The organism is Paenibacillus typhae, from assembly GCF_900099765.1.
GTDB lineage: Bacteria > Bacillota > Bacilli > Paenibacillales > Paenibacillaceae > Paenibacillus_AQ > Paenibacillus_AQ typhae.
The window spans coordinates 206321-232855 of sequence record NZ_FNDX01000007.1 but is presented as its reverse complement, the minus strand read 5'-3'; the positions used below and the strand labels follow the sequence as shown (position 1 = coordinate 232855).

At 57.8% G+C, this 26535-nt stretch carries 27 protein-coding genes and 1 riboswitch; of the genes, 24 read left to right on the top strand and 3 right to left on the bottom strand.

The genetic code is table 11. The annotated features are described in order from the left end of the window. Nucleotides 1-263 precede the first annotated feature (263 nt). From BLR64_RS09215 to BLR64_RS09205, 3 genes are all read left to right on the top strand, one after another. Nucleotides 264-764 (top strand): Lrp/AsnC family transcriptional regulator, encoded by a 501-nt coding sequence (locus BLR64_RS09215; protein WP_039871479.1) that lies wholly within the window; start codon nucleotides 264-266, stop codon nucleotides 762-764. Nucleotides 765-777: 13 nt separating this feature from the next. Beyond that, the gene (locus tag BLR64_RS09210) at nucleotides 778-1998 is read left to right on the top strand and encodes an aminotransferase class I/II-fold pyridoxal phosphate-dependent enzyme (protein WP_090713830.1); all 1221 of its coding nucleotides are present in this window, start codon (nucleotides 778-780) and stop codon (nucleotides 1996-1998) included. 99 nt (nucleotides 1999-2097) lie between these two features. Next, the gene (locus tag BLR64_RS09205) at nucleotides 2098-2340 is read left to right on the top strand and encodes an aspartyl-phosphate phosphatase Spo0E family protein (RefSeq protein WP_090713829.1); all 243 of its coding nucleotides are present in this window, start codon (nucleotides 2098-2100) and stop codon (nucleotides 2338-2340) included. Nucleotides 2341-2480: 140 nt separating this feature from the next. Here BLR64_RS09205 and BLR64_RS09200 read toward each other — a convergent pair whose 3' ends face one another. Beyond that, nucleotides 2481-2924 carry a hypothetical protein gene (locus BLR64_RS09200; RefSeq protein WP_090713828.1) on the bottom strand — a complete coding sequence of 148 codons (444 nt, stop codon included), beginning with the start codon at nucleotides 2922-2924 and terminating at the stop codon, nucleotides 2481-2483. Nucleotides 2925-3196: 272 nt separating this feature from the next. Here BLR64_RS09200 and BLR64_RS09195 point away from each other — a divergent pair, with 272 nt between their 5' ends. The 4 genes from BLR64_RS09195 (at nucleotide 3197) to BLR64_RS09180 (ending at nucleotide 6483) form a co-directional block, all read left to right on the top strand. Next, nucleotides 3197-3760, top strand: coding sequence for a cob(I)yrinic acid a,c-diamide adenosyltransferase (locus BLR64_RS09195; protein WP_090713827.1), 564 nt, complete (start codon nucleotides 3197-3199; stop codon nucleotides 3758-3760). 1 nt (nucleotide 3761) lies between these two features. Then, nucleotides 3762-4838: an RluA family pseudouridine synthase gene (locus BLR64_RS09190; protein WP_090713826.1), complete on the top strand. Its 1077-nt coding sequence runs from the start codon at nucleotides 3762-3764 to the stop codon at nucleotides 4836-4838. A 315-nt stretch (nucleotides 4839-5153) separates the two neighbouring features. After that, nucleotides 5154-5519: an arsenate reductase family protein gene (locus BLR64_RS09185; protein ID WP_090713825.1), complete on the top strand. Its 366-nt coding sequence runs from the start codon at nucleotides 5154-5156 to the stop codon at nucleotides 5517-5519. A gap of 28 nt (nucleotides 5520-5547) precedes the next feature. Beyond that, nucleotides 5548-6483, top strand: a complete 936-nt coding sequence (locus BLR64_RS09180) for a 5'-3' exonuclease (RefSeq protein WP_090713824.1) — start codon at nucleotides 5548-5550, stop codon at nucleotides 6481-6483. A gap of 66 nt (nucleotides 6484-6549) precedes the next feature. Here the strand turns inward: BLR64_RS09180 and BLR64_RS09175 are convergent, their stop codons facing one another. After that, nucleotides 6550-6960, bottom strand: a complete 411-nt coding sequence (locus tag BLR64_RS09175; RefSeq protein WP_090713823.1) for a peptide deformylase — start codon at nucleotides 6958-6960, stop codon at nucleotides 6550-6552. 184 nt (nucleotides 6961-7144) lie between these two features. Between BLR64_RS09175 and BLR64_RS09170 the strand changes: the two genes are divergently transcribed. Together BLR64_RS09170 and BLR64_RS09165 are read left to right on the top strand one after the other, a co-directional pair. Continuing rightward, on the top strand, nucleotides 7145-8641 hold the full coding sequence (locus BLR64_RS09170) for an alpha-N-arabinofuranosidase (RefSeq protein ID WP_090713822.1): 1497 nt from the start codon (nucleotides 7145-7147) through the stop codon (nucleotides 8639-8641). Nucleotides 8642-8657: 16 nt separating this feature from the next. Then, nucleotides 8658-8945: a DUF6171 family protein gene (locus BLR64_RS09165; protein ID WP_090713821.1), complete on the top strand. Its 288-nt coding sequence runs from the start codon at nucleotides 8658-8660 to the stop codon at nucleotides 8943-8945. 201 nt (nucleotides 8946-9146) lie between these two features. Here BLR64_RS09165 and BLR64_RS09160 read toward each other — a convergent pair whose 3' ends face one another. Continuing rightward, complete coding sequence (locus tag BLR64_RS09160) at nucleotides 9147-10079, bottom strand: ArsR/SmtB family transcription factor (RefSeq protein ID WP_090713820.1); 933 nt, start codon at nucleotides 10077-10079, stop codon at nucleotides 9147-9149. A gap of 137 nt (nucleotides 10080-10216) precedes the next feature. Further along, nucleotides 10217-10405, top strand: a riboswitch (cobalamin riboswitch). Between the two features lie 179 nt (nucleotides 10406-10584). Between BLR64_RS09160 and BLR64_RS09155 the strand changes: the two genes are divergently transcribed. The 15 genes from BLR64_RS09155 (at nucleotide 10585) to BLR64_RS09085 (ending at nucleotide 26481) form a co-directional block, all read left to right on the top strand. After that, nucleotides 10585-11349, top strand: a complete 765-nt coding sequence (locus tag BLR64_RS09155; protein WP_090713819.1) for an energy-coupling factor ABC transporter permease — start codon at nucleotides 10585-10587, stop codon at nucleotides 11347-11349. Continuing rightward, a complete protein-coding gene (locus tag BLR64_RS09150) occupies nucleotides 11349-11645 on the top strand; it encodes an energy-coupling factor ABC transporter substrate-binding protein (RefSeq protein WP_090713818.1) in 297 nt (98 codons plus the stop codon). Before BLR64_RS09155 ends, BLR64_RS09150 begins: the two co-directional genes overlap by 1 nt. Continuing rightward, nucleotides 11629-12411 (top strand): cobalt ECF transporter T component CbiQ, encoded by a 783-nt coding sequence (cbiQ, locus tag BLR64_RS09145; RefSeq protein ID WP_090713817.1) that lies wholly within the window; start codon nucleotides 11629-11631, stop codon nucleotides 12409-12411. Before BLR64_RS09150 ends, cbiQ begins: the two co-directional genes overlap by 17 nt. Nucleotides 12412-12487: 76 nt before the next feature. Further along, a complete protein-coding gene (locus tag BLR64_RS09140) occupies nucleotides 12488-13363 on the top strand; it encodes an energy-coupling factor ABC transporter ATP-binding protein (protein ID WP_244157649.1) in 876 nt (291 codons plus the stop codon). Nucleotides 13364-13393: 30 nt separating this feature from the next. Then, complete coding sequence (cobJ, locus tag BLR64_RS30535; protein ID WP_090713816.1) at nucleotides 13394-16057, top strand: precorrin-3B C(17)-methyltransferase; 2664 nt, start codon at nucleotides 13394-13396, stop codon at nucleotides 16055-16057. A 5-nt stretch (nucleotides 16058-16062) separates the two neighbouring features. Then, a complete protein-coding gene (cobK, locus tag BLR64_RS09130) occupies nucleotides 16063-16884 on the top strand; it encodes a precorrin-6A reductase (protein ID WP_090713815.1) in 822 nt (273 codons plus the stop codon). Between the two features lie 2 nt (nucleotides 16885-16886). Beyond that, a complete protein-coding gene (locus tag BLR64_RS09125) occupies nucleotides 16887-17564 on the top strand; it encodes a precorrin-8X methylmutase (protein ID WP_090713814.1) in 678 nt (225 codons plus the stop codon). Next, nucleotides 17561-18673 (top strand): cobalt-precorrin-5B (C(1))-methyltransferase, encoded by a 1113-nt coding sequence (locus tag BLR64_RS09120; RefSeq protein WP_090713813.1) that lies wholly within the window; start codon nucleotides 17561-17563, stop codon nucleotides 18671-18673. Before BLR64_RS09125 ends, BLR64_RS09120 begins: the two co-directional genes overlap by 4 nt. Then, nucleotides 18666-19928 carry a precorrin-6y C5,15-methyltransferase (decarboxylating) subunit CbiE gene (gene cbiE / locus BLR64_RS09115; protein WP_090713812.1) on the top strand — a complete coding sequence of 421 codons (1263 nt, stop codon included), beginning with the start codon at nucleotides 18666-18668 and terminating at the stop codon, nucleotides 19926-19928. Before BLR64_RS09120 ends, cbiE begins: the two co-directional genes overlap by 8 nt. Then, nucleotides 19929-20681 carry a precorrin-2 C(20)-methyltransferase gene (cobI, locus tag BLR64_RS09110; protein WP_244157648.1) on the top strand — a complete coding sequence of 251 codons (753 nt, stop codon included), beginning with the start codon at nucleotides 19929-19931 and terminating at the stop codon, nucleotides 20679-20681. It abuts the gene before it with no gap. Between the two features lie 5 nt (nucleotides 20682-20686). Further along, nucleotides 20687-21481 (top strand): precorrin-4 C(11)-methyltransferase, encoded by a 795-nt coding sequence (gene cobM, locus BLR64_RS09105; protein WP_090713842.1) that lies wholly within the window; start codon nucleotides 20687-20689, stop codon nucleotides 21479-21481. After that, nucleotides 21474-22595 (top strand): cobalt-precorrin 5A hydrolase, encoded by a 1122-nt coding sequence (locus tag BLR64_RS09100; RefSeq protein ID WP_090713811.1) that lies wholly within the window; start codon nucleotides 21474-21476, stop codon nucleotides 22593-22595. Before cobM ends, BLR64_RS09100 begins: the two co-directional genes overlap by 8 nt. Further along, nucleotides 22588-24102, top strand: coding sequence for a cobyrinic acid a,c-diamide synthase CobB (locus BLR64_RS09095; RefSeq protein ID WP_090713810.1), 1515 nt, complete (start codon nucleotides 22588-22590; stop codon nucleotides 24100-24102). The genes BLR64_RS09100 and BLR64_RS09095 overlap by 8 nt, the downstream gene beginning before the upstream one ends. A 229-nt stretch (nucleotides 24103-24331) precedes the next feature. Continuing rightward, complete coding sequence (locus BLR64_RS09090) at nucleotides 24332-25213, top strand: ROK family protein (RefSeq protein WP_090713809.1); 882 nt, start codon at nucleotides 24332-24334, stop codon at nucleotides 25211-25213. A 248-nt stretch (nucleotides 25214-25461) separates the two neighbouring features. Next, the gene (locus tag BLR64_RS09085; protein ID WP_090713808.1) at nucleotides 25462-26481 is read left to right on the top strand and encodes an HRDC domain-containing protein; all 1020 of its coding nucleotides are present in this window, start codon (nucleotides 25462-25464) and stop codon (nucleotides 26479-26481) included. Nucleotides 26482-26535 lie beyond the last annotated feature (54 nt).

Below are 26535 nucleotides of genomic sequence, written 5' to 3'. Positions count from 1 at the left end.
CATGAATGACAAACATCGGAAAGCCGTATGAGGGAAAACCTCACGTACGGTTTGATGAGGAGGGGCTGGTTTAAATCCAGCCCTTCACTCTAGCAGATAACGGGAGAGCCCGGGTATGAATAAGCTGTATGGCTGGCAGCCGGGCTGATACAGGGTTATTTTGTTTGCAGAAGCGACATTTTCGTGTCATATTAGTATTAAACTCTTTTCGCTGTGCCGCGCTGAAGAATCAGGCCGGCAGGCGAACTATCCGGGGGGAAGGCATGAAGGAAATGGATGAATTAAAGAGGAAAGTGCTGGAACTGCTCAAGGAGGACGCCCGGAGCTCAGCGGCGCTGATGGCGACCCTGCTTGGAGCGGAGGAAGAAGATGTCAAGACGGCGATTGAGCAGATGGAAAAGGATCATGTCATCGTGAAATATGCGACGGTCGTCAATTGGGATAAAGTGAGCGATGAGCGGGTGACCGCACTGATCGAGGTGCAGATTACACCTGAGCGCGGACGCGGCTTTGAAGGCATAGCGGAGCGTATCTATCTGTATCCTCAGGTGAAATCAGTCTATCTGATGTCCGGCGCTTACGACCTGCTGGTCGAAGTGGAAGGACGCAACCTCCGTGAGGTCGCCAATTTTGTATCCGAGAAGCTTTCGCCGATTGATTCGGTGCTTTCAACCAAAACCAACTTTACGCTCAAAAAATACAAACAGGACGGTATCATCTTTGAAGAGCATGAAGAGGACAATCGTCTGCTGATATCTCCGTAAAGGAAGTAATCATATGATCACGAATAATCAGAAGCAGACCGGAGAATCAGGCAAATCCATGAATTCCTATCTGGCGCCGCTGGTTCAGCAGATCCAGCCGTCAGGGATCCGCAAATTTTTTGATCTGGCCGCAGGCAGCAAGGATATTATCTCTCTCGGGGTCGGCGAACCCGACTTCAAGACGCCCTGGCATGTCAGGGAAGCCTGTGTCTACTCATTAGAGAGAGGCTTTACCGGTTATACATCAAATGCCGGGATGCCCGAGCTGCGTGAAGGAATTGCGAATTACCTGCATTCCCGGTTTGCAGTTACTTATAATCCGGCCAACCAGATTATCGCGACGGTGGGCGGCAGTGAAGCGATTGATCTGGCGCTCCGCGCCCTCATCTCGCCCGGAGACGAAATTCTGATTCCTGAGCCGTGTTATATCTCCTACTCTCCGATTACATCCATCGGCGGGGGAATCCCGGTCGGAATCGAGACCTTTGGCGAGAATAATTTCAAATTAACGGCCGCAGATCTGGAAGCCAAGATTACACCGCGCTCCAAGATTCTGATTCTGTGTTATCCGAGCAATCCGACAGGAGCCATCATGACCCGTGAGGATTGGGAGCCGATTGCCAGGGTAGTCGAGAAGCATGATCTCATTGTCATCTCCGATGAGATTTATGCCGAGCTGACCTATGGCAGCAACCATGTAAGCTTCCCGTCGCTGCCCGGCATGATGGACCGCACGATTCTGGTGAGCGGCTTCTCCAAAGCCTTTGCCATGACCGGCTGGCGGATGGGCTATGCCTGCGGGCATCCTGATCTGATCTCCGCGATGCTGAAGATCCACCAGTACACCGTGATGTGTGCACCATCCATGGGCCAGGTTGCCGCGCTTGAGGCCCTCACCAACGGCATGGAGGAAAAGGATCGGATGACCGATTCCTATAACCAGCGCCGCCGCCTGATCGTTAAGGGTCTCAGGGATGCAGGCCTGGATTGCCATGAGCCGCAGGGGGCGTTCTATGCTTTTCCCAGCATTCAGCGTACCGGGCTTACCTCCGACCAGTTTGCCCAGCGCCTGCTGATGGAGTACAAAGTGGCGGCAGTTCCGGGCAGTGTATTCGGTCTCGGCGGCGAAGGCTATCTCCGCTGCTCCTATGCGACATCCGTAGCACAGCTGAATGAGGCCATTGAGCGGATTGGGGCTTTTGTCCAGCAGCTTGAACGGGAGCGGACGGAATAAGACAGCTGATATTGTGGTGTTGAGCCGGAGTATAGCAAACAATGGCACTTCCTCTTAGTGTGTGGTATTATTTGACTATTCCATTTATTGGGGGGACGAATGATGCTCATGGGCGATTGTTACCTGCCTTCCTATGGCGGGGGATGCTATCCGCAGAACGGGCATTCTGCTGTGGATGCTGCTGCGCGCAAGCGGACTCTGGAAGATGAAATTTTGGTTCTCCGCAGTAGAATGGAGCAGATATTTGTACAGGAGAAATCCTTTACCTCTGAGCTCGTCATTGAGATCAGCTGCCTCTTGGACCTCAAAATCAATGAATATATGAGAGGGGCATCCCACTGAGCGTGGCTCAGGTGGAAATCCTCGTATCAGAGAGCCTTCGGGCTCTTTTTTTATGTTAATCATGAGCGCAGGAGCGCGTGCACCGTGAAATGGTTGATTTTCTCCAAAAAGACCCGGTGTGACCGTTCAAGCCCTGGAGCTTATTGTCCGTTTCTGCGTGCAGCCCTGCGTCTTCCGGTATAAATCGCCACCCCGGAGCTCACAAGCGTCAGGATAAAGAACAGAAAATAATCAATTAGCTCCCGTCCCGGGTTGCTGTAATAATTAAAAAGATTGGCCGCGATGAATAGCAGCACCAGTAGCACGTCATTCCTCCGCTGTTTGCGCCGGTTATCGCCGGATATTTTGTCGCTAAAGCTCTTATAGCCGTTATAATCCTCGATGAACGCTGCGTCCGCCCGCGAGGTGTTCTCTTCACTGTACTTATACAAAAGGGAGTGCAGCAGCGTCGCATCCTTGTATTGGCTGCCTATGATGATTCTCGGATGCTGTGGACTGTATACGTAAAATGCCCCTTCGAGCAGCTCGACATAGATCTGGTCCAGATCAAGGGTAACGATTTTTCTGTATTCGCGGTAACGCATAACGGATGGGGCTGATTTCCCGTTTCGACAGGCTCAATCTTTGGATTTATTCTAACATGCAATACAGTCAGCCTCCTTCAGCGCTTGTTTACCGCTTTATTAACCGAAAAATTCCTTTCTAATCCGGATTGTAATAGGAATGGATGTACAACCAAAAATACTGAGGCAGTTATTTACATGGCAGAAATGCCGCACTTTATTTGCCTAATCTGTACAGATGCGATTACACTATAATTATGTGATTTATTGTGCTGAGGGGGAGGAAGATTACGATGGCGATTTATACGCGTACGGGGGATAAAGGAGAGACCTCAGTGATCGGCGGCCGGGTAGGCAAGGATGATGTCCGTGTCGAGGCCTATGGAACGATAGATGAGCTTAACTGCTTTGTCGGGCAGGCCCGCAGCCTGATGGAGGATGAAAGATTCAGCGATGTGCGGGAGCAGCTGCTGGAGATTCAGCATGAGCTGTTCGACTGCGGCTCGGATCTGGCTTTTGTGAAGCTGAGCGAGAATAAGTATAAGGTGAAAAGCGAGATGGCTGTCCGCCTGGAAGGCTGGATTGACCAGCTGCAGGCGGAGAATCCGGTGCTGGAGCGCTTCATCCTGCCGGGAGGCAGCCAGCTGTCCTCGGTGCTGCATGTCTGCCGTACGGTCTGCCGGCGGGCGGAACGGCGCGCGGTTACGCTCGGCCGCAGCGCAGACATTAATCCGGAGGCGGTTATCTATCTGAACCGGCTGTCGGATTATTTCTTTGCGCTCGCACGGGCGGCAAATACAAGGCTGGGGATTGCTGACGTTGAATATGTGCGCAGCAAAAAGGTGTTCCGTAACTAAGATGAGCAGCTATTACCCGCCGATCACCTATATTGTGCCGCCGTCCGAGGACGGCTGGCTGCTCAAAACCATCCTCCAGAAGCGGATGGATGTCTCCCGCAAGCTGCTGTCCCGGCTCAAAATGACCGAGCAGGGCATTATGCTGAACGGGGAACGCGTGTATATCAGTGTGAAGGTTGCCGGCGGTGACCGGGTGGAGATCCGGATGGAGCAGGAGACGTCAGCGGACATCCTGCCGCAGGATATCCCCTTCGATATTCTGTATGAAGACGAGCATCTGCTGGTGGTCAACAAAGCTGCCGGGATCATTGTCCACCCGACACACGGTCATTACACAGATACACTGGCTAACGGAGTAGTACACTACTGGGCAGCCAAAGGGGAGCAGTACCGCTTCCGGCCGGTCCACCGGCTGGATCAGGAGACCTCGGGCGTGCTGGTGATTGCCAAGAACCCGTACAGCCACCAGCATATCTCCGAGCAGATGATTGCCGGCACCGTGGACAAGCGTTATTCCGCTTTTGTGCACGGAGTGCCTGCTTCACCTGCCGGCGATATCGATGGTCCCATCGACCGCGACCCCGCAGAGCCGCACCGGCGGATTGTGACACCGGACGGCTATCCCTCCCTGACCCGCTACGAGGTCAAGGAGGTCTATGGAGACCGCGCGGCGCGGGTCGAGCTGAAGCTGGAGACCGGCCGCACCCACCAGATCCGGGTGCACATGAGCTCGATCGGCTGTCCGCTGATCGGCGACGGCATGTACCGGCACCCGCTGTATGGGCGGGGGCCGGCTGCGGAGCGGCTTGCGGGCGCCGCCGGTCAGGCAGACGCTGTGCTGACGGCCGCAGCCTATGAGCCGGCTGAACCGGAGCCGCCTGCCCCGCAGAAGCTGTCAGCAGAGGAAGCAGAGCAGCTCGCGGGCATAGCGGAGCTGGATGCAGCGATACCGCGCCAGGCGCTGCATGCGGTGCGGCTGTCGTTCAAGCATCCGCTCGGGCTGGAAGAGCTGGTTTTTGAGGCGCCGCTGCCGCCGGATATGGCACTGCTGGAGCACAAGCTGCGGCACGATGCTTGAAGCCGGCAGGTTCGCCTCGCGGCTGAACAGTATGGCGGAATGCCGTCACTGTGTGAGGCCGAATTAGGTGGATTTCCGACAACTAATTTGGGATTATTAAGCATCCGTTATCGATTAGGTGGAAAAAGGTAACCTAATTGTTCCGAATAGAGCCATTTATTGAGACAGAGCAGGAATCAAGTAACAAATTTCCACCTAATTTCGTTATTACGTGAGTTTCCGGAGAAATAGATGACGATTTTCCAACTAAATTTTGTTTATGAGGGGCGATTCGGTTTAAGGTCCCGGACATAACAGTCACCGAAGGAGTCATATATGAGTCACTTAAAAGTCTATCAATACCCGAAATGCAGTACCTGCCGCAGCGCGGTGAAATGGCTTAAGGAGCAGGGGCATGAGCTTGAGCTTCAGCATATCGCCGAACAGCCGCCGACAGTGGAGGAGCTTCGCGTGCTGGTGGCGGACAGCGGCCTGCCGCTGAAGAAGTTTTTTAATACGAGCGGTGAGGTATACAAGGAATTGGGCCTGAAGGACAAGCTGGCCGGCCTCAGTGAGGATGAGCAGCTTGAGCTGCTGGCAGGTCATGGGATGCTGATTAAGCGTCCGGTCGTTACTGACGGCAAGAAAGTCACAGTCGGCTATAAAGAAGAGCAATATAAAGAAGCCTGGAGCAGAACCTAATTAAAGCGAAAATAAGGAGAGGTTACACATGAGTTCAGAAACAACGGGCCGGGTAATGATCGTCGATGGAATGGCTCTGCTGTTCCGGGCCTTTTATGCGACCTCTTATGGAGGATATATCCGCAAAACCAAGGCCGGGCTTCCGACCAATGCGGTGTACGGATTTTTACAGTATTTTTTCGATGCGGTGAGCACGTTTGAGCCTTCCCATGTGGTCTGCTGCTGGGATATGGGCAAGGGCACCTTCCGCACGGAGAAGTACGACGGATACAAGTCGAACCGGATCGATGCGCCGCTGGAGCTGATTCCGCAGTTTGACCTGGTAAAAGAAGTGGTAGCGGAGCTTGGTGTGCCGAATATCGGGCTGGCCGGCTACGAGGCCGACGATTGCATTGGTACACTGGCCGCGTGCTATGGCGCAGAGTCCGAGGTGTACATTCTGACCGGTGACCATGATATGCTGCAGCTGGTTACGGACAACGTCAAGGTCGTTATTATGAAAAAAGGCCGCTCCAACTATAAAGTATATGATCCGGCAGAGCTGCTGGAGGAAAAGGGCCTTACGCCAAGGCAGGTCATCGACCTCAAGGGCTTCATGGGGGATACGAGCGACAACTATCCAGGCGTCAAGGGTATCGGCGAAAAAACAGCCCTGAAGCTGCTGACCGAATACGGCAGCGTAGAGGGTGTAATCGAGAACCTGGAGGCTCTGCCCAAGGGCGTACGCTCCAAGATCGAAGCGGATCTGGATATGCTGCATCTGTCGCGCGAGCTGGCGGAAATCCGCTGTGATGTGCCGGTGGTCTGCACTTTGGCGGAGTGCCTCTGGGAGCTGCAGCGCGACACGGCGGCCCGCAAATTCCAGGAGCTGGAGTTCGGCAGCCTGATGCATCTGATCGGCGGGATCACCGAGGCCCGTGATGAGCGCGGGATCGTGCAGATCGAGCTGGGGGATTTGGGGTAAATTGTTCTGACAAAAAAGCGCTTTGGGACCGTTAATGGTCTCAAGGCGCTTTTTGATGATACCGGTCTAAATGATAATGCCCTCGCAGTGATCGACCTCATGCTGAATGATCTGGGCTGTAAAATCGCTAAAGACCTGCTTCTGCTGCTTGAAGTTGCGGTCCAGGAACTCGACCTCAATGGAATTGTAGCGTACCGTATGCCGTACGCCTTCCAGGGAAAGACAGCCTTCCTCTGTTTCATAGGGGCCGCTACGCTTGGTGATGACCGGATTAATCATACCTACATGCACCGGCCCGATGCTGAAGGCAATAATTCGCTTGTTGATACCAATCATGTTGGCTGCCAAGCCGACACACCGGTCCGCATTGGCCCGCAGCGTGTCCAGAAGGTCATCCAGCACCTGGAGATCCTCCTCAGTTGCCGGAACGGACTTCTGGCTTAAGATAATCATATCTTTACAAATCGGTCTAATCATAATGTTCTCCATGTCTGCTTTATTTGGCTGTAAGCCGCCACTGCTATAATAGCACTTCAAGATTAGCCGGAACAGTCGGAGCCTGGATTTATAGATTGACGGAAGGAACTGGCAGTGCTTATAATATTAATATATGAGTTTAATAATTAATAAATATATTAACTAATGAGAGGTGGCATTTTTAATGGCTCAGCGTGCAGTACTGAATGCAGACATCCGCAAAGGCACGATTAACCGCAATATTTACGGGCATTTTTCCGAGCATCTGGGACGCTGTATCTATGAAGGGATTTGGGTAGGGGAGGATTCGCCGATTCCCAATACGAAGGGTATCCGCAACGATGTTGTGGAAGCGCTTAAGGAAATTAAGATTCCGGTGCTCCGCTGGCCGGGCGGCTGTTTTGCCGACGAGTACCACTGGAAGGACGGCATCGGTCCGCGTGAAGGCCGCAAACGGATGATCAACACACACTGGGGCGGCACGGTGGAGAACAACCATTTTGGTACCCACGAATTCATGGAGCTGTGCACCATGCTGGAGTGTGAGCCTTACATCAACGGCAATGTGGGCAGCGGCACCGTTCAGGAAATGTCCGAGTGGGTGGAGTATTTAACCTTTAACGGTGTCTCCCCGATGGCGGAGCTGCGTAAGGAGAACGGCCGTGAGGAGCCTTGGAGCGTATCCTATTTTGGCGTGGGGAATGAGAACTGGGGCTGCGGCGGCAACATGCGCCCTGAATATTATGCCGATCTGTACCGCCGTTACCAGACTTATGTGCGCAACTACGGTGACAACAAGATTCACCGGATTGCCTGCGGCGCGAATGCGGAAGACTACAACTGGACGGAAGTGCTCATGCGTGAAGCAACCCGGTTTATGGATTCACTGACCCTGCATTATTACACGATTCCGACCGGTGAATGGAATAACAAGGGTGCGGCCACCGGATTTGAAGCCAAGGAGTGGTTCTCCACTCTGAAAGCGGCGCTTCGCATGGATGAGCTGGTTACCCGCCACAGCGTTATTATGGATAAGTATGATCCGGAGAAGCGTGTCGGCCTGATCGTCGATGAATGGGGGACCTGGTATGATGTGGAGCCGGGCACGAATCCGGGCTTCCTGTATCAGCAGAACTCGATTCGCGATGCGCTGGTTGCCGGGCTGACCCTGAATATTTTCCACAAGCACAGCGACCGGGTGCGGATGGCGAACATCGCCCAGACGATCAACGTTCTGCAGGCTGTCATTCTTACCGAAGGTGATAAAATGCTCCTGACCCCTACGTACCATGTATTCAACATGTACAAGGTGCATCAGGATGCGCAGCTGCTGGATCTGGCTCTGGAGAGCGGAGTATACAGCTTCGAGGGCAGCGAAATTCCGGAAGTGTCCGCATCCGCTTCTGTCAACGCTGAGGGCGTGATTCATGTGAGCCTGTGCAACCTGAATCATGCAGCAGCAGCCAAGCTGCCGCTGGAGCTGCGCGGACTGGCCGGCCAGGAGTTAGAAATTACCGGCACAACGCTGGCCGGAGCCTCAATTGATGCACACAATACCTTCAGTGATCCGGAAGCGGTAGCTCCGCAGACGTTTACGGCCTTCAGCCTGGAGGACGGCATACTCAGCGTGGAGCTGGCCCCGATGTCAGTCACCGTACTGGCCATTAAGCCGAAAGCCTGAAGAAGGTGATCCTGGGATGAGCACAGCTTCTGCCTGCAAGGGCTGCCGGGAAGAATACAAGGTTACGGAGGCGCAGATTGCCCGGATTCTGGCGTCCTCCATGTTCAATCCGGACAATACCGCTCCGGAGGAGGTATATGCCGAACGTTACGCGATCTGCACAGCATGTCCCAAGCTGCAGGACGGCGTAACCTGTACAGCCTGCGGCTGCATCATCCCGGTCGTCGCCCGCCTGAAGGCGCGCGGCTGCCCTCTGCCGGGGGGCGGGCTGTGGCAGCCAATGCCTGCGCCTGCGGGGGTATAAGCGGCCGAGCCGGCTAACGTTCTCACGGGCAAAGACCTAAACATTCGGGCGGCAATCCGCATAATGCAAAGCAGCGGCAGTCATGGACGAGGAGATACGTCCGCGGCTGCCGCTGTTTTTATGTTGTATTGTTGCAGAGGTCCCGCTGCTGACGGGGTGCAGCGGACAGATGCCGCTGTGATGTATGGCTTACCGGTGATGTTACCCGGCAGGTTCAGCAAGGGGCGCCCCATCCGTATAGAACAGCTCAACAATCAGATCGTCGTTGTAATTGCCGAAGCCTTTGCCGAACAGGGTGAGTCCTCCGATATGCTCGGCATCCTCCTCAACCGAGAGGCGGAAGGTCCATTGCTTGTCACGGATGCCGACTTGATCGAGTGTAATATCCGAGAGCTTGAGGCCGTCCATGAAGGTTCCCTTCGGCGTTATGCGCAGCTGTTTCAGCAGCCCGTACTGGTTGGTAAGCGCAGGCCACCAGGAGGGGGTATACTTGCCGCGGCTGTCGCCGTAGTCACCTGGACTCGTCCAGAAGCCGAGCTCGGTGCCGTTCAGGGTAAAGGTGATGTCCGAAGGCCAGTTATTATTGATCGACGGCGCCTCGGAGGCAATTTCCATTGTAATCACCAGCTCCTCCGGCTGCTGGCTGGATAACAGGAAATTGGGGATTTTGTATTCGACAAAGCCTTTGCCGAACCAGAGAATGCCGGCATTCATCCGCTCCATATCCCAGAAGTAGCGCGGATCGTCGAAGCTGCCGATCACCTGTGTAGTGGTTGCAAGACCGCAGGTCGGTTCAATCTGGAAGTCGGAGTAATGTCCGACAGGAATCTCCTTGCGGTGGGCTTTGCGCTCTGTTTTGTCCGCGGCCGGGAAGAGAATCTCAGCCCGCTCGGCCGCAAGGGAGCAAATCTTCTGCAGTCCGCTCTTTCCGGGAGCCATATGGGTAGTAATCAGTCCGGCCGCCTCCAGCTTGCGCACATGCATCGTCATGATGGCACTGCTGAGATTCACTGCACCGGCCAGCTCCTTGACGTTCATCGGCTGTACCGCAAGGAGCCGGAGCATGTGCAGGCGTACTGCACTGGACAAGGCTTCATAGACCGGCAGAGAGTCTTCGGTAAGATCAAGTTTCATGGTGAACCTCCGTTACATATTAATTAATTAATAATTATATTAGTTAAAAGGATTTTACACAAGCCAAATCAAAGAAAGCTTCCTGTTCACTTTTATCACAGACAAGCTTGTCTGCAGACTAATATAATGTACTCGATAAAATAGCAAGCGAACAAGGTGCCCTTGCCAGAGCAAGGGGTAACAGGGAATCGGGTGCAACTCCCGAGCGGTCCCGCCACTGTAAGAAAGAGTCCAGCTCCAGCATGTCACTCGGGTATATACCGGGGAAGACGGGGCAGGGCGTTATGATTTCGAGCCAGGAGACCTACCTTGTAAACGCACACCACGACTCTACGCGGATAGGAGCGGTGTACGAATAGGTTCAGGAATTGAGGACGTCCGGCACTGCTGCAGGCAGAGGGCTCTCTTTTGCATACCTGATGACGTACATATACTCCCGCCCCTCAAAGGGCGGGAGTTTTTGGTCTGCAAATGTACAAAAAAGTGAATTTGGAAGGGGAAAGGTATGGGGAAAAGCGGAATTTGGCGTTTTGCAGCGCTGATTGCGGGATTTACCGTCTATTTTTTGCTGAATGAACCGGGCACGGCGGCAGCGATGCACATCATGGAGGGATTTTTACCTGTAGGCTGGGCTGTCTTCTGGTGGGCAGTGTTTATCCCGTTTTTTGTGCTGGGCATTGTCAGGCTGAACCAAATGACCAGGAATAACCCGGAGCTGAAGCTGCTGCTCGGCTTGTCCGGGGCATTCACCTTTGTGCTGTCGGCGCTCAAAATGCCCTCCGTCACCGGCAGCAGCTCCCACCCGACCGGGACAGGACTCGGCGCAATCATGCTGGGGCCGCTGCCCATGAGTGTAATCGGCTCGGTAGTGCTGCTGTTCCAGGCGTTATTGCTGGCGCACGGCGGCATAACGACACTCGGGGCAAATGCCTTTTCGATGGCGGTGGCCGGACCGTTTGCCGGCTATGCGGTATACAGTCTGATCATGAAATCCGGTGACCGTGAAAAGCTGGCCGTATTCTGTGCCGCTGCGGCCGCAGATCTGATGACCTATGTGGTGACAGCGTTCCAGCTGGCGGTTGCTTTCCCGGCGGCGGACGGCGGTGTGGTTGTTTCATTGATGAAATTCGGCGGGGTTTTTGCTATAACCCAGATTCCGCTGGCGGTAAGTGAAGGGCTGCTGACGGTGCTGCTGTGGAACTGGCTGAAGTCATACAGTCCGAATGAGCTGTCACTGCTCAAACGGCAGACCAAAGGGGGAAGCCTCTAATGAAAAGCATATGGAAAAACGGACTGATGCTGCTTGCGGTTGTCCTTCTGGTTGTGCTGCCGCTGCTGTTTGTGAACGGGGAGTTCGGCGGGGCCGATGATGCTGCGGAGGGAATAATCACCGAGATTGCCCCGGACTATAAGCCCTGGTTCGGGCCGCTGACGGAGCTGCCGGGCGAAACGGAAAGCATGCTGTTTGCGCTGCAGGCGGCAATCGGAGCCGGAGTGATCGGGTACACAATTGGACTGCTGAGAGGCAGGCAGGACCGGCAGATGCTGAATGATCAGAAGAATTGATGCCTGTGTATCCATGAATGCATTGCGCCCACTGTCTCCGATGTGGAAAAGCTTATATGCCGCGCTGATGTTCGTCCTTGCCAGCACACTGCATCCGGTACTGCAGGCCGGCATTACGGTGTGGATGATGGTATGGTGTATAGTCTATGCCCGAATTCCGCTGCGTGTCTACGGGCTGTTGTCCGGTACGGCGCTGCTGTTCTGCGTTCTGGGCATGCCGGCGCTGCTGCTGGAATTCGGGCATTCTGCAGGCGGCGGGCCAGCGGGGCTTGTACAGCTTCCGGTACTGCCGGTGTACATCACGGCGGAAGGGCTGCAGCGTGCCGGATATCTGCTGGCGAGGGTGGCCGCCTGCACGAGCTGCTTCCTGTTCATTATCTTTACAACACCGTTCTATGAGCTTCTCCAAGTGCTCCGCAGGCTGCGGATGCCGCAGATTGTGCTGGAGCTGATGCTCATTATGTACCGTTTTCTGTTCATACTCGGGGACACGGCACAGGGCATGCTGCTGGCACGGACACTGCGCGGCGGTAAAAGGGGCTTCCGGGCCAGGCTGCGTGAGACTGCTGAAATGGCAGGAGCCTTGTTTGCCGGTACGATGCGCCGTTATTACGGGCTGTCGCAGGGGCTGACAGCCCGCGGGTTTACCGGAGAGATCATGCTGCCGCCTTATGTACCGCGGCAGGTACCGCTTAAATATTCTTTACAGGTCTATGCTGGCATAGTGCTGCTGCTGCTGGCTCAGTGGTGGATTGTAAGGCATTAGAAGACGGCGCGGGCGGAGTGCTGAAAGGCCCGGAGGATTCCGCACAGGAAAATCATTCAGCCGGGATAGGCCCGGAATGAAGGAGATTACAACAGAAATGGAATACAGTCTGTCTTTTGACGGTGTCGTGTTCCGTTATCCGGACACGGCGGAGCCGGCCCTCAAGGAGCTAAGCTTTAAGGTTCCGAAGGGGAGCAGAACGGCAGTGCTTGGCCATAACGGCTCAGGCAAATCTACGCTGTTCCTGCAGGCCGTCGGCGTGCTGCGTCCGCAGCAGGGCGGCATCACAGTATCGGGAAGACCGCTCGTCTATTCGCGCAAGGAGCTGGCGAGGCTGCGGCGCACTGCGGGTCTGGTATTCCAGGACCCTGAGCAGCAGCTGATCCTGAGTACCCCGCAGGATGATATTTCTTTCGGGCTGCGGGGGATCGGGATGGATGAAAGAGAGATCCGCCTGCGCTGCAGCGAAGTGGTTGAGCTGCTCAGGCTGGAGGAATTCAAAGACAAGCCGATCCATCAGCTCAGCCTGGGCCAGAAAAAGCGGACCGCGCTTGCAGGTGTGCTGGCGATGGAGCCGGAGCTGATTCTGCTCGATGAGCCGACAGCCTATCTGGACCCGATGTCTGAAGCGCAGCTGCTCTCCGGTCTGGAGAACATCCATGCAGCGGGAACCACAGTTGTGATCGCAACGCACGATATGAACCTGGCTTACCGCTGGGCGGACTGGATTATTGTGCTGGACCGCGGAAGCTGTCTGGCAGAGGGGACGGCCGGGGAGATATTTGGCGGTCACACTGCGCTGCAGGAAGCCGGGCTCGGCCTGCCGCTTCTGGCAGAGCTGTGGTACAGCCTGCCAGAAGGTCTGACGGCGGGATACCCTGCTCCCCGGACGGCGGGGGATTTCAAGGCTGCCCTGCAGCAGCTGCTCGGCAGTACCGGGAGCGGCGTTTAACAGATCTACTTTAGAACGGGGGAGACAGGAATGGACAAGCAAGGCAAGCTGCTGATTATCGGCTTTGGCCCCGGTGCCCTGGAGCAGATTACCGGGCGCGCGCTGGCGGCTATTGAGGAGAGCGAGGCTGTGATCGGCTATAACACCTACGTCGAGCTGATCAGACCGCTGCTGAAGCATCAGGAAGTTGTCGGCACCGGTATGACCGAGGAGGTCAGCCGGGCCCGGGAAGCGGTGCGCCGGGCCGAGGCAGGCCAGACGATTGCTGTTATTTCCAGCGGGGATGCCGGTGTATACGGAATGGCCGGACTGGTCTATGAGGTGCTGATGGAACAGGGCTGGAGCCCTTCAAGCGGAGTTGAAGTCGAGGTCATTCCGGGAATCTCGGCCATCCAGTCCTGCGCTTCACTTCTCGGGGCGCCGGTTATGCATGATTCCTGTACGATCAGCCTGAGCGACCATCTTACACCGTGGGACAGCATCGCGGCGCGTGTTGAGGCGGCGGCAGCGGCGGATTTTGTCATCGCCTTCTATAATCCGCGCAGCGGCCGGCGGACCCGGCAGATTGAGGAAGCGCGCAGCATTTTGCTCCGTTACCGCGCTCCTTCCACGCCGGTCGGTATTGTAAGGAATGCCTACCGGGAGCGGCAGGAGGTCATTATAACCACTCTGGAGGAGATGCCACTGCAGGAAATCGGCATGCTCTCCACAGTCATTGTCGGCAATTCGTCGACCGCAGTCTACGAAGGCCTGATGGTTACGCCGCGCGGTTACGGGCGCAAGTATAATCTCGGCGCCGACGCGCAGGCGCTGAAGCCGCATGAGCGGCTCCGGCCGGCGGCGGAGCCGTGGTCGCTGGCTGCCGGACAGGGCTCCGGCAGCGTCGGCAGTCAGCCGGGCGGCGGCGCGCCGGCAGATGCCGGGAAAGAGCAGGCGGCTGCCCGCGCCGCCTTAGACTTCGGCGCGGCGGTGCTCGCGCGAGCCGGCATTGAGGTATCTCCGGAGCTTGGCAGCCGGAGATATAGCGGCGCCCAGATGCGCCTGCTGGCGGAGCTGGCCGGCGATGACGGCCAGCTCGTGTACTCGCGGGACGGGCATTTCCTGCTGCACAGCAGCCAGGCTGAGCAGGCGGAGCTGGCTGCCCGGCTGTCGGCCTCCGGTCTGTATGTCAGCCTGCCCGGAGATGCGGTCAGGGTAATCTCCTGCGACTTCTGCGAGCTGAGGAAGGACCAGGGCCGGGAAACGGCAGTCAGACTGCACAAGCTGCTGCACGGCCAGCCGGTTCCCCGGGAGCTGCACATCAGTGTTGCGGGCTGCGGCATGGCCTGCAGCTCGGCTGTGCTGGAGGATATCGGCGTTGTGTATACCCGGGGCAGCTATGAACTGTACCTCGGGGGCAAGAAAACCGGGCGGGGGGCTCATGCCGGAACACGGGTCCGCTCAGGCATGAATGAGGACGAAGCCGTTGCCGCTGTAGCTGAGGTTGTCGGACAATACCGGGAACACGGCCGGCCGGGCGAGAGGTTTCACGCCTATTTTGCGGACAAATACGGGGATATGTCACGGGCAGAGGTTATTGAACAGACGGGCCGCACAGCCCGCAGCGAAGAGGAGAACAGCATGAATAAGAAATCAATACTGCTTGTAGGCCACGGCAGCCGGGTGGAAGCGGGCAATGAGGAATTGCGGAGCTTTACAGCCGGAATTGCTGCCGGCATGCCGGAGCTGAACATAGAAACCTGTTTTATTGAGCTGGCAGCGCCTTCGATTGCCGGTGGAATTGAACGCTGTGTGACCGGGGGGGCGACAACCGTTTATGTGGTACCGGTAATTCTGTTCGCCGCCGGCCATTCCAAGCTGGATATCCCCATGGCCATCGACGAGGCCAGAAAGAGATATCCCGGAGTAGAATTTGTGTACGGGCGGCCGGTCGGGGTACAGGAGCGGGCGGTGGATATTTTGCTGGACCGGATTACGGAGGCTGCTCCAGTACAGGAGCAGGCAGAGATGCAGGACACTCAGGTTCCGGCCGGAGATACTGTAGTGCTTATGATGGGCCGCGGGGGAAGTGATCCGGACGCCAACAGTGACTTTTACAAGCTGTCCAGGCTGCTCTGGGAAAGAACGGCATACAAGAGTGTAGAGAGCTGCTTTATTGCGATTGCGGGTCCATCCCTTGACGAAGGGCTGGAACGCTGTCTGGCGCTGGGCGCACGAAAAATAATCGTCCTGCCGTACCTGCTGTTTACAGGTGTGCTGATGCAGCAGTTTACGCAGCGCGTGACCGCCTTTGCGGCTGCTCATCCGGAGATCCTGGTGGAGTTAGGCAGCAGCATTGGCAGCCATCCGCTGATGGCAAAAATGCTGAAGGAGCGGATCGGGGAGACGCTGGGCGGCCGGGCTTTTGCCAACTGCGATACCTGCAAATACCGCGCTGAAGCCGCAGCCCATCACCACCATCACCATCATCACGTTGACGGGCATGGGCATCACCATGGTCATCATCACGGACATCATCATGAGCATGAGGGCTCTCATGGGCACGGGCACAGTCATGAGCATCACCGCCAAGAGCCTGACCATCAGCTTGACCGCCAGCCTGCACCTTCTGTTGCTCCGGCAACCGGCCGCAGGCAGAAGTCCGGAACCGCAGCAGCGGAGACAGCTGAGGCAGGCAGTCCCGGGGAGCTGTAGCAGCGATGATATTGATGCTCTGCGGAACAGGTGATGCACGGAAGCTGGCGGTATTCCTGATAGGCCGCGGCCTGCCGCTGACGGCTTCGGTCGTTACTGCGAGTGCAGCGGAACGGCTGGAGGAGGCCGGGATCAGCACCAGAACCGGCAGGCTGGACCGGGAGGCGATGATTGCTCTTTTGCAGCAGGAGGGTTATCGGGCTGTCGTGGACGCCAGCCATCCCTTTGCACTTGAAGCCCATGCCAATGCGATGCAGGCAGCTGCAGCACTCGGATTGCCGTACTTCCGCTATGAGCGCCCGGGTCTGGCTTTTGACAAGCATCCGCGGCTGATTAAGGTGCACTCCTACGAGGAGGCGGCCCTTGCCGCGAAGAGGATCAAGGGCTCTGTTATGCTGACAACCGGGGGCAAGACGCTGGAGATTTTTGCAGAGCAGCTGCTGGGTGATCCGGAGATCCGCCTGACGGTCAGGCTGCTGCCTTGCCTGGAAAATATGGAAAAGTGCAGCAGGCTGGGAATTGAACAGCGCAATGTGATTGCGCTGCAGGGGCCTTTTTCACGGGAGATGAATGAAGCGCTGTTCCGCCACTATGGCACGCAGGTGATGATCACCAAGGAGAGCGGCGCGGAGGGCTCGGTCGAACAAAAGCTGCAGGCAGCGCTCGATATGGGGCTGTACGTCATACTGATCGTTCGTCCGCAGCTGCATTGTGCCGGGAAGGGAAAAATCTTCGATTCCTTTGCAGGGCTGGCGCAGGCGGTCGGGGCTGAGCTGGCAGCGGACTGCGGCAGGAAGAATGAGACAGCAGAGAAAAGGGAGGGATGATCATGGATTTCGGGACAGAGTTTAAACCGCTGACCGTTCAGCCGCAGGAGATTGAACAGTTAAGCTTTCAGATGATTACTGAGGAGCTGGGCAGCCATGATTTCAGTACTGAGCAGTATCCGGTTGTGCAGCGGATCATCCATGCTTCGGCTGATTTCGAACTGGGACGGAGTCTGGTGTTCCATGAGCAGGCTATGGAAGCAGGGATTCAGGCCATTCTCGCGGGACAGCCGGTTATCGCCGATGTGCGGATGGTGGAAGCTGGCATAGCCAAAGAGCGTTTACAGCGCTACGGCGGAGAGGTCCGTGTCTATATCTCCGACCCGGATGTAATTGAGGCAGCCAGGGAACAGGGGCTTACCAGAGCTATTGTGGCGACGCGCAAGGCCTGTGCGGAGGCTCCGGGCGGCATCTACGTCATCGGCAATGCGCCTACTGCACTGCTGGAGCTGATCCGTCTGATCCAAGCAGGCGAGGCCCGGCCGGGGCTGGTTATCGGCATGCCGGTCGGCTTCGTGTCCGCCGCTGAATCGAAGGAGGAGCTGCGCAGGCTGGATGTTCCTTATATTACGAACATCGGACGTAAGGGCGGCAGCACTGTCGTTGTTGCTGCCGTCAATGCGCTGAGCCTGCTGGCGGTCCGCCGGGCTGAAACGGATGCCGCTCATGTGCGGCCATGACCGGGAATAAGGAAGCTGCAGGGAGTACGCCGGCGATGCGCCGTGGGTACACCACGGGAGCCTGTGCAGCCGCAGCTGCCAAAGGAGCAGCACACCTGCTGATAACAGGCGAGGAGCTGGCAAGTGTGGAGCTGTACCTGCCGGCCGGCTTCAGCCATACCTTCGAATTGACCGGATGGCAGCTTGGCGGGGAGGGGACTGCAGTCTGCGCAACCCTAAAGGATGCCGGGGATGACCCGGATGCCACGCACCGGGCCAGAATTGAAGCGGCGGTCAGCTGGCTGGAGCATCCCGGTGTGGAGATTGACGGCGGGCTCGGAGTCGGCCGGGTAACTAAGCCCGGGCTGCCGGTAGCCGTAGGTGAAGCCGCCATCAATCCGGTACCGCGGCGGATGATCCGCGAGGCTGTCTCGGAGGTGCTTGAAGAGCATGGCGCGGCACGCGGGCTGCGGGTTGTCATCAGTGTGCCGGAAGGTGAAGCGATTGCGCTGAAGACACTCAATCCGCGGCTTGGCATTCTGGGCGGCATCTCCATCCTCGGTACGCGGGGTGTGGTTACCCCGTTCTCTACCGAGGCCTACCAGGCAAGCATCGTCCAGGCGATTTCGGTTGCCGCTGCTGCCGGGAGCAGCCGGCTGGTCCTGACCACCGGCGGCAGCAGTGAAAAATACGCGATGGCGATGTTCCCGGAGCTTCCGGAGGAAGCTTTTATCCAGATGGGGGAATACGTGGGCTTCTCGCTCGGCCATGCCAAAGCTTGCGGATTCCAAAAGGTTACACTTGTCGGCATGGCCGGCAAATATTCTAAGGTCGCACAGGGTGCGATGCTGATTCATTCGAAGAATGCGCCGGTCGATTTCGGCTTCCTCTCGGCAGTTGCAGCGGAGGCGGGGGCGGATTCACAGCTGGTGCAGCAGATTGCCGGTGCCAACACCGCTTCTCAGGTTGTGGATCTGATGACGGAGGCTGGGAATACTGCTTTTTTTGAGCTGCTGTGCCGTTACGGCTGTAAGCATTGTATCAGACAGACGGACGGGGGGATGACAGTGGAAATGGTGCTGATTACGATGAAGGGCCGGGTGCTGGGGAGGGCGGAAGTCTGTGGATAACGTTATATATGTCATAGGCATCGGCGAAGACGGTGCCGGGGGGCTGACCGCGCAGAGCCTGCGCAGAATTGAGGAAAGTGAGGTGCTCTGCGGCGGGGAGCGGCAGCTGTCCTTCTTCCCGCGGTACAGCGGACAAAAGCTTGTCCTGCAGGGCGGTCTGGAGGCCTTTGCCGAAAGGCTGGACGGTATATACAGGGAGTGTCGGGCCGTTGTGCTGGCTTCGGGTGATCCGCTGTTTTTCGGGATTGCCGGCTACCTGGTGCGCCGGTTCGGTTCGCAGCGTGTGGAGGTCATCCCCCATTACAGCAGCGTGCAGCTTGCCTTTGCCCGGCTGGGTGACAGCTGGCAGGATGCGGAGCTGGTCAGCCTGCACGGCCGTCCTATAACGGGACTGGCCCAGCGGATCGACGGCAGAGCGAAGCTGGCGCTGCTTACGGATGGGGTCAACACTCCGGCGCGCATTGCGGCTTATCTGCTGGAGTTCGAAATGCTGGAGTACGAAGCTTTTGTCTGCGAACGGCTGGGCGGTCCGGATGAGCACTGCGGCTTTTGGGAGCTGGAGGCCATGTCCCGGCATGAATTTGCTGCACTCAATGTAGTTATTCTGCGCAGAAAATGGGGAAGCGCAGGGGGCAGCAGGCGGGGGTTTGCTTATCCGGATGAGGCCTTTGCCCAGCGCAAGCCGGAAAAAGGGCTGATCACCAAGCGCGAGGTCCGCGCACTGGTGCTGTCCGAGCTGAACCTGGCGGAGAATGCAGTCGTGTGGGACATCGGCTCCGGCTCGGGGGCGGTTGCTGCGGAGTGTGCGCGGATTGCCCGGCTTGGCCGCGTATATGCTGTGGAAAAAGAAGCTGTCAACCTGCCGAATATGGAGGCCAACCGCCGCAAGTTCCGCGCCGATTATACCATTATTCACAGCAGGGCTCCGGAAGGCCTGGAGCAGCTTCCCGAACCGGATGCAGTGTTCATCGGGGGCAGCGGCGGGGAGCTTGCAGATATTATTGCCCATGCTGCGGCAAGGCTGCGTCCGGGAGGAGTCATCGTCATCGCGGCAATTACCGTGGAGACGCTGTACGGAAGCATGACCGCGCTGGCGGCGGCGGGGCTGAGAACAGAGGTTACGCAGCTGCAGGCATCGCGGGGCAGGCCAATTCTCGGCATGACCCGGTTCGAGGGGATGAATCCCGTTTTCGTAATCAGTGCCACTGCCGGTCATCTGGAAGATCACTATTCATACTATAAGGAGGAATCATAGATGAGCTTAAAGGAAGATCTGCTTCCTGAGGATGAACCCTCCCTGCTTGCTATGGGTACACTGTATGGGGTTGGTGTCGGCCCGGGTGACCCGGAGCTGATTACGGTGAAGGCCTGCCGGCTGCTCAGGGAATGTCCGGTCATTGCTTACCCGGAAGCCCGCCAAGGCGGCAAGTCTTACGCCCACGAAATCGTGGACATGTATGTGGATGCTGAGCAGAAAACGATGCTCGGCCTTGTCTTTCCCATGACCAAGGACCCGGTACAGCTGGCAAACGGCTGGCGCTGGACGGTTGAGCTGTGCTGGAATGAGCTGCGGCACGGGAATGATGTGGCTTTTGTGACAGAGGGTGACCCGAATCTGTACAGCACCTTCATCCATCTGGCCCGGCTTATGCAGGAGCTCCATCCCAGTGTGAGGGTAGTGTCGGTACCAGGGATTTCCTCGGTGCTCGGCGCCGCCGCCGCCCTTGAACAGCCGCTCGCCGACGGCGATCAGCGGGTAGGCATCATCCCGGCGACCGGGGACCGGGAGGCGCTGAAGGAGGCGCTGCTGCACCACGACACCGTCGTATTTTTGAAGGTTGCCAAGGTGCTCGATACCGTGCTTGATGTGCTGGACGAGCTCGGTCTTGGAGGAAAAGCTTCTGTGGTGACCAAAGTGACCTCCCCGTATGAGACGGTCTGGCGGGATGCCCGCGAGCTGCGCGGCCGTGAGCTGGAGTATCTGAGCCTGATGGTGGTGAGCAAATGAGCGGACTGCTGCTTGAGCCGAAGGTATATATTGTCGGTGCAGGGCCAGGCGACCCGGAGCTGATTACGGTCAAAGGCAGCCGGATTCTGCGCTCGGCCGATCTGGTCCTTTACGCCGATTCGCTGGTCAGCGGGGAGCTGATTCTCAGTGCGAAGCCCGGTGCGCAGGTTGTGCAGAGCTCGGGCCTCGATCTGGAGCAGCAGGTGGAGCTGATGGCCCGGACGGTTAAGGAAGGCGGGAGTGTGGCGCGCGTGCATACCGGTGATCCGTCCATGTACGGGGCCATCCTCGAGCAGATGTCGCTGCTGAAGCTGTGCGGCGTCAGCTGTGAGATTATTCCCGGCGTCAGCTCCGTATTTGCTTCGGCAGCTGCGCTCGGTGCCGAGCTGACCGTACCGGAGCTGACCCAGACGGTCATTCTGACCCGCGGCGGAGGGCGCACCCCGGTGCCGGAGCGTGAGCAGCTGCGCGCCCTGGCCGCTCACCACTGCACAGTGGCGCTGTTTCTGAGCGCAGCGCTTGCCGGACAGGCCGCCGCTGAATTTCTTGCCGCCGGCTGGAGCCCTGATACGCCGGTAGCCGTCGTTAAGAGAGCTACATGGCCGGACCAGCAGATTGTGCGGACGACCGTGCAGCATCTGGAACGGGATCTGCAGGAGGCCGGCATTGCCATGCATGCGATGATCCTGGCCGGGTGGGCGCTGGACCCGGAGCTGGTGAACCGCGATGCCCACCGCTCGAAGCTCTATGACCGCTCCTTTACCCACGGCTTCCGGCAGGGGAGCGGCCAGGATGGCTAGTAAGATTGCGGCTGTAGCCATTACCCGCAACGGAATCAGGCTGGCTCTGAAGCTGGGCGGCCTGCTGGCGGATACCGAGGTGTACTGCTATGCCAAATACAGCGGGGAGCTGGGGGAGATACCGGGGGAGCGGCGGATTTTTGACGGGCCGGTCAAGGAGCTGCTGCCCGGATTATTCCGCAGGTATGAGGCGGTCGTCCTGTTCTTCTCTCTCGGAGCCGCCGTCCGGCTGATGGCCCCGCTGCTGGAGGATAAACGGCATGATCCTGCCGTCATAGTGATCGACGAGAGCGGGAAGCATGTCATCAGCGTGCTGTCCGGCCATCTGGGCGGAGCGAACAGGCTGACCCTGCACATTGCCCGGCTGCTGGACAGCCGCCCGGTCATTACGACGGCCTCCGATGTGCAGGGCATTTTTGCCGCGGATCTGCTGGGCCGGGAGTTCGGCTGGCAGGCGGAGAGCTTTGCCCCGATGAAAGGCGTCAGCGCTGCGCTGGTCAACGGCGAGCCGGTAGCCGTGCTGCAGGAAGCGGGCGAAATGGGCTGGCTGCCTGCGGGAGCTGTGCTGCCGGAGCATGTCCGGCTCTGCGGCAGCATGGCTGAGCTGCAGCAGCAGCCTTGCCGTGCAGCGGTTGTCATCACCGACCGGCTGCTGGATGAGGCTGATGCTGCAGCGCTCCGCGGACTGCCGGCTGCCGTGTACCGGCCCCGCAGCCTGGTGCTGGGGCTGGGCTGCAACCGCGGGACGGCGGCGGCTGAGCTGGAGGCCGTCGTCATGGAGACGCTGGCAGAGCTGCGGCTGTCCCCGTTAAGCGTCCGGGGCGCCGCCACCATAACGATTAAAGGCGATGAAGCCGGACTGCTGGAGCTCTGCCGCAAATTCGGCTGGGAGCTTAACCTGTTTACACCGGAGCAGCTGAATACGGTGCCGCTTAAGCAGCCTTCTGCCGTTGTATTCAAGGCAACCGGAGCCTATGGCGTTTGTGAACCGGCTGCCCTGCTGGCCTCAGGAGGCGGCGAGCTGCTGCTGGCCAAGAAAAAGAGCGGCAATGTAACTATTGCTGTAGCCAGAATATCTTTCGGTGGCGGCAGGGAGGAGACCGAAAATGAATGAAGCAGTTTCATTCCGGGAGAGTGAGCGTTCGCTGCCGCAATACCGCCCGCGTATTATTGTCGCCGGCACCGGCAGCGGTTCAGGCAAGACAACCGTGACACTGGGGCTGATGCGGGCGTTTGCCCGGCGCGGACTCAGGGTCCAGGGCTTCAAATGCGGCCCCGATTATATTGATCCCGCCTATCACGCTGCGGTAACGGGGCGCCCTGCCCGTAACCTCGACTCCTGGATGACTTCACACCCGTATCTTCTGGAGTATTTTGCGGATTCCTCCGAAGACGCAGAGCTGTCTGTTGTGGAGGGCGTTATGGGACTGTATGACGGTAAGGAGGCGGACGGGCTGACGGGCTCCACCGCAGAACTTGCCATTATTACAGACAGCCCTGTGGTGCTGGTCGTGGATGTGCGCAGCATGGGCCGCAGCGCGGCCGCGGTTGTGCTCGGCTTCCGGCAGCTGGAGCCGCGGGTGCGGATTGCTGCGGTTATTGTGAACCGCTGCGGAAGCGAGAGTCATTACCTGACGGTAAAGACGGCCATCGAAGCCGCCTGCGGCATTCCTGTTATCGGCGGCCTGATGCGTGATGCAGCGCTGGACATCCCGGAGCGGCATCTGGGCCTGCTGCCTGCTGTGGAGCGGGGTGAGCTGGAGTCGCTGTTCGGGCATGCCGCTGATGCGCTTGCGGCAGGCGTGGATCTGGAGCAGCTGCTGCAGATCGCGCAGTCTGCCCCTCCGCTGCCGCCCTGCCCGGCGGTTACCGCTGCGGACGCATCCGATGCTGCGTCCGCCGGACCAAGGGAGGCAGCGCGGTCCGTCCCGGCCGCTGCAGATTCGGCTATGCCGGTTCAAAGCCCGGTCATCGCCGTTGCCCAAGATGCGGCATTCAATTTCTATTATGCCGACAATCTGGAGCTGCTGGGCCGTGCCGGTGCCCGGCTGATCCCGTTCAGCCCGCTGCGCGGCGATCAGATTCCGCCGGAGGCGGACGGCATCTATCTCGGCGGCGGCTTCCCCGAGGAATTCGCTGCAGAAATCTCCGCCAATACAGGCTTTATTGGCGGTCTGCTTGCAGCGGCTGAAGCCGGCATGCCGCTGTATGCGGAATGCGGCGGCTACATGGTGCTGGCCCGGACGCTTACCGACCGTGCCGGAGCTGTGCACAGGATGGCCGGGGTCATCCCTGCCCGCGCCGTAATGCAGGAGCGACGTGCCGCACTTGGCTACCGTGAGGTTACAGCGCTGCAGGACAGCCTGCTGCTGAAGCGGGGCGAGCGGCTGCGCGGCCATGAATTTCATTACTCGGTAATGCATTACGATGAACTGGAAAACCGGCAGTATGCCTACGAGAGCAAGGGGCGGGGCGGCAGCCGGCCGGAAGGCTATCTCCGGGGGAATGTCATGGCCGCGTACGCACATGTTCATCTGGCCTCCCATTTCCCGGCAGCAGAGCGTTTCGTCTCAGCCTGCCGATTCTACAGAGAGCGCAAAACCGCTCAATTCCCGCAATGAATGGCCGGCATGTCCCTATGCGGGCTTATAAGAACTAGTCACTTTTTCCAGAGGTAATGGAGGAGAGACTTGTTCTTTTTTATTTTACCGAGAGTATGTCAACCGCTTGTCATACTCTCGCATGGCACGTATAATCATTATAAGAGAGCGTTTTATTTTGATATGCGGACTATACATTGACCGGGCCTGAAGCGGGGCCTGCGCTCATTTTAGAAGGGAGAATGCTGCTGTGAGAGTGCTTGGAGCTATTGAAGCCGGGGGAACCAAATTTGTATGCGGAATCGGACAGGAGGACGGGTCGGTTATCGACCGGGTCAGCTTCCCGACGACAACGCCGCAGGAGACGATGGGACTGGTGCTGGACTACTTTTCCGGAAAAAAAGCAGAAGCCATCGGGATCGGCTCGTTCGGGCCGATTGACCCGGTATTGGGCAGCCCTACATACGGCCATATTACCACTACACCTAAGCCTCACTGGGGAGGATTTAATCTGGTGGGCGCAGTTGCGGAGCATTTTGACGTGCCCATCGGCTTTGATACCGATGTGAACGGGGCTGCGCTCGGTGAGTATACCTGGGGAGCTGCGCAGGGTCTGGATAGCTGTCTGTATATTACTGTAGGTACAGGTATCGGAGCAGGTGCGGTTATAGGCGGTCAGCTGATTCACGGCCTGTCCCATCCGGAGATGGGACATATTCTGGTTCCGCGCCATCCTGAGGATACCTACAGCGGATTCTGCCCTTACCATGGGGATTGCCTGGAGGGTCTGGCTGCAGGGCCGGCTATCGGCAGCCGCTGGGGCAAGCCTGCCGGCGAGCTGGCTGCGGATCATCCGGCCTGGGCGATGGAGGCCCATTACCTGGCTCATGCACTGATGAATTATGTGCTAGTGCTGTCGCCGCAGAAGATTGTCATGGGCGGCGGAGTCATGAAGCAGAGCCAGCTGTTCCCGCTGATTCATGCCAAGCTGCAGGAGCTGCTCGGCGGATATGTCCAGCACCCTGCACTGAATCAGGAGATCGGCAGCTACATCGTGCCGCCGCAGCTGGGCGACAACGCCGGACTTGCCGGGGCGCTTGGCCTGGCCAGGCTGGCGCTCGCCGGGGCCTGATTCAAAAAGGGATTGACTGTACGGAAATATATGGTATTGTAGTTTCTAACAGTATAGCATTTACGAGGAAGCACCTCTTTCACGATTGTTCGTGGGAGAGGTGCTTTTTTGCGTAAAGATAAGAAAGTACAGGTTTCACCAATCCTTTATCCTTATCTTTCCCGCCGAACCGGATACCGTCCTGTTTAGGACGATCTAGCCGTTTCTACTTGTATGCATGCTGTAAGACAACGAAAGTAGGGATTCCAATGCAGATTGTATTTTTGAACCGGTTGTCCAGAATGTCCGGAGCGGATCAGGAGGTATTTGCCCAGCTCTGGATCGGCGAAGAGGAAGGAATCTGGCGGATCGGATGGCGGGATTTTTCCGGCAGCCATGAGATTGATGAGCATATCTGGTATGAGGGCGGCTCATGGAATGAGATGCTCTGTGTCTACCGGCATGAACTGGCAGTGAAGATGGGGGACGGCTACCGTCCGCTGATAGACGGTGCCTTTCACGAGGAAGAGACGCTGGCAGGGCGCAACCGGGAGCAGCTGAAGCTGCAGTATTACAGTGAGCAATACGGCAATCAGGCTGTCTATGAGGAGCTCTGCGCCTGGCGGCGCGGCAAAGCCTCCAGCGAGCGGAAGGCACCGTATATTCTGGCCAGCAACCGTCTGCTGCGCATGCTCAGCGCCTATCTGCCGCGCACGGAGGAGGAGCTGCTGCAGATTCCGGGAGTCGGCGAGGGCAAGGCCGCGCAGCATGGCAGCGACTGGCTGGGCATTACGGCGGGGATTCCGCGTGAGCACAGCTATCCGCTGGGCTGGGTGCATGAGGCTGTAGAGGAGGAAGGATTCTCGTCCTGGCTGTACAAGCAGAAGGAGATCAAGTACAAGAAGCAGCTTGAACGCCTGCGGCTGCGGCGGGTTCTGCTGCAGGGGATCGAGAACGGGCTTGGCATGGAGCAGCTGCAGGCCACCGGAGGAATCAGCCGCCGTGAAGTGCTGGAAGCGGTTGAAGAGCTGGAGAAGGAGGGCTACTCCGTTGAGAAGCTGATCGAGAATGAGCTGAAGGAGGTCTCGGCGGAGGAGCAGAACAGGATCTGGACAGCCTATGAGCTGATGGGCGATACTTTTCTGAAGCCTGCGCTGTATAAGGCATACGGCGATCAATTCTCGCCGGCAGAAGGGCTGGATCTCTATTATGAGCGCCTGCGGCTCATCCGCATCCGCTTCCGGCGGACCCGCGAGTCCCAGTTCACGGGAGAAGCGGTAAGCTATTAGAATATGCAAAAGGCGAAGGTTCCCCATACTTTGCAGTAGCGGTAGCCTTCGCCT

Excerpts from the sequence above, each read along its gene's own strand:
- BLR64_RS09185 (WP_090713825.1), top strand. The coding sequence starts at position 5,154 with ATGAGTCACTTAAAAGTCTATCAATACCCGAAATGCAGTACCTGCCGC.
- BLR64_RS09170 (WP_090713822.1), top strand. The coding sequence starts at position 7,145 with ATGGCTCAGCGTGCAGTACTGAATGCAGACATCCGCAAAGGCACGATT.
- BLR64_RS09180 (WP_090713824.1), top strand. The coding sequence starts at position 5,548 with ATGAGTTCAGAAACAACGGGCCGGGTAATGATCGTCGATGGAATGGCT.
- BLR64_RS09190 (WP_090713826.1), top strand. The coding sequence starts at position 3,762 with ATGAGCAGCTATTACCCGCCGATCACCTATATTGTGCCGCCGTCCGAG.
- BLR64_RS09205 (WP_090713829.1), top strand. The coding sequence starts at position 2,098 with ATGATGCTCATGGGCGATTGTTACCTGCCTTCCTATGGCGGGGGATGC.
- BLR64_RS09210 (WP_090713830.1), top strand. The coding sequence starts at position 778 with ATGATCACGAATAATCAGAAGCAGACCGGAGAATCAGGCAAATCCATG.
- BLR64_RS09165 (WP_090713821.1), top strand. The coding sequence starts at position 8,658 with ATGAGCACAGCTTCTGCCTGCAAGGGCTGCCGGGAAGAATACAAGGTT.
- BLR64_RS09200 (WP_090713828.1), bottom strand. The coding sequence starts at position 2,924 with ATGCGTTACCGCGAATACAGAAAAATCGTTACCCTTGATCTGGACCAG.
- BLR64_RS09085 (WP_090713808.1), top strand. The coding sequence starts at position 25,462 with ATGCAGATTGTATTTTTGAACCGGTTGTCCAGAATGTCCGGAGCGGAT.
- cbiQ (WP_090713817.1), top strand. The coding sequence starts at position 11,629 with ATGATCAGAAGAATTGATGCCTGTGTATCCATGAATGCATTGCGCCCA.
- cobK (WP_090713815.1), top strand. The coding sequence starts at position 16,063 with ATGATATTGATGCTCTGCGGAACAGGTGATGCACGGAAGCTGGCGGTA.
- BLR64_RS09120 (WP_090713813.1), top strand. The coding sequence starts at position 17,561 with ATGACCGGGAATAAGGAAGCTGCAGGGAGTACGCCGGCGATGCGCCGT.
- cobJ (WP_090713816.1), top strand. The coding sequence starts at position 13,394 with ATGGACAAGCAAGGCAAGCTGCTGATTATCGGCTTTGGCCCCGGTGCC.
- BLR64_RS09150 (WP_090713818.1), top strand. The coding sequence starts at position 11,349 with ATGAAAAGCATATGGAAAAACGGACTGATGCTGCTTGCGGTTGTCCTT.
- BLR64_RS09095 (WP_090713810.1), top strand. The coding sequence starts at position 22,588 with ATGAATGAAGCAGTTTCATTCCGGGAGAGTGAGCGTTCGCTGCCGCAA.
- BLR64_RS09215 (WP_039871479.1), top strand. The coding sequence starts at position 264 with ATGAAGGAAATGGATGAATTAAAGAGGAAAGTGCTGGAACTGCTCAAG.
- BLR64_RS09100 (WP_090713811.1), top strand. The coding sequence starts at position 21,474 with ATGGCTAGTAAGATTGCGGCTGTAGCCATTACCCGCAACGGAATCAGG.
- BLR64_RS09160 (WP_090713820.1), bottom strand. The coding sequence starts at position 10,079 with ATGAAACTTGATCTTACCGAAGACTCTCTGCCGGTCTATGAAGCCTTG.
- cobI (WP_244157648.1), top strand. The coding sequence starts at position 19,929 with ATGAGCTTAAAGGAAGATCTGCTTCCTGAGGATGAACCCTCCCTGCTT.
- BLR64_RS09195 (WP_090713827.1), top strand. The coding sequence starts at position 3,197 with ATGGCGATTTATACGCGTACGGGGGATAAAGGAGAGACCTCAGTGATC.
- BLR64_RS09155 (WP_090713819.1), top strand. The coding sequence starts at position 10,585 with ATGGGGAAAAGCGGAATTTGGCGTTTTGCAGCGCTGATTGCGGGATTT.
- BLR64_RS09140 (WP_244157649.1), top strand. The coding sequence starts at position 12,488 with ATGAAGGAGATTACAACAGAAATGGAATACAGTCTGTCTTTTGACGGT.
- BLR64_RS09125 (WP_090713814.1), top strand. The coding sequence starts at position 16,887 with ATGGATTTCGGGACAGAGTTTAAACCGCTGACCGTTCAGCCGCAGGAG.
- BLR64_RS09175 (WP_090713823.1), bottom strand. The coding sequence starts at position 6,960 with ATGATTAGACCGATTTGTAAAGATATGATTATCTTAAGCCAGAAGTCC.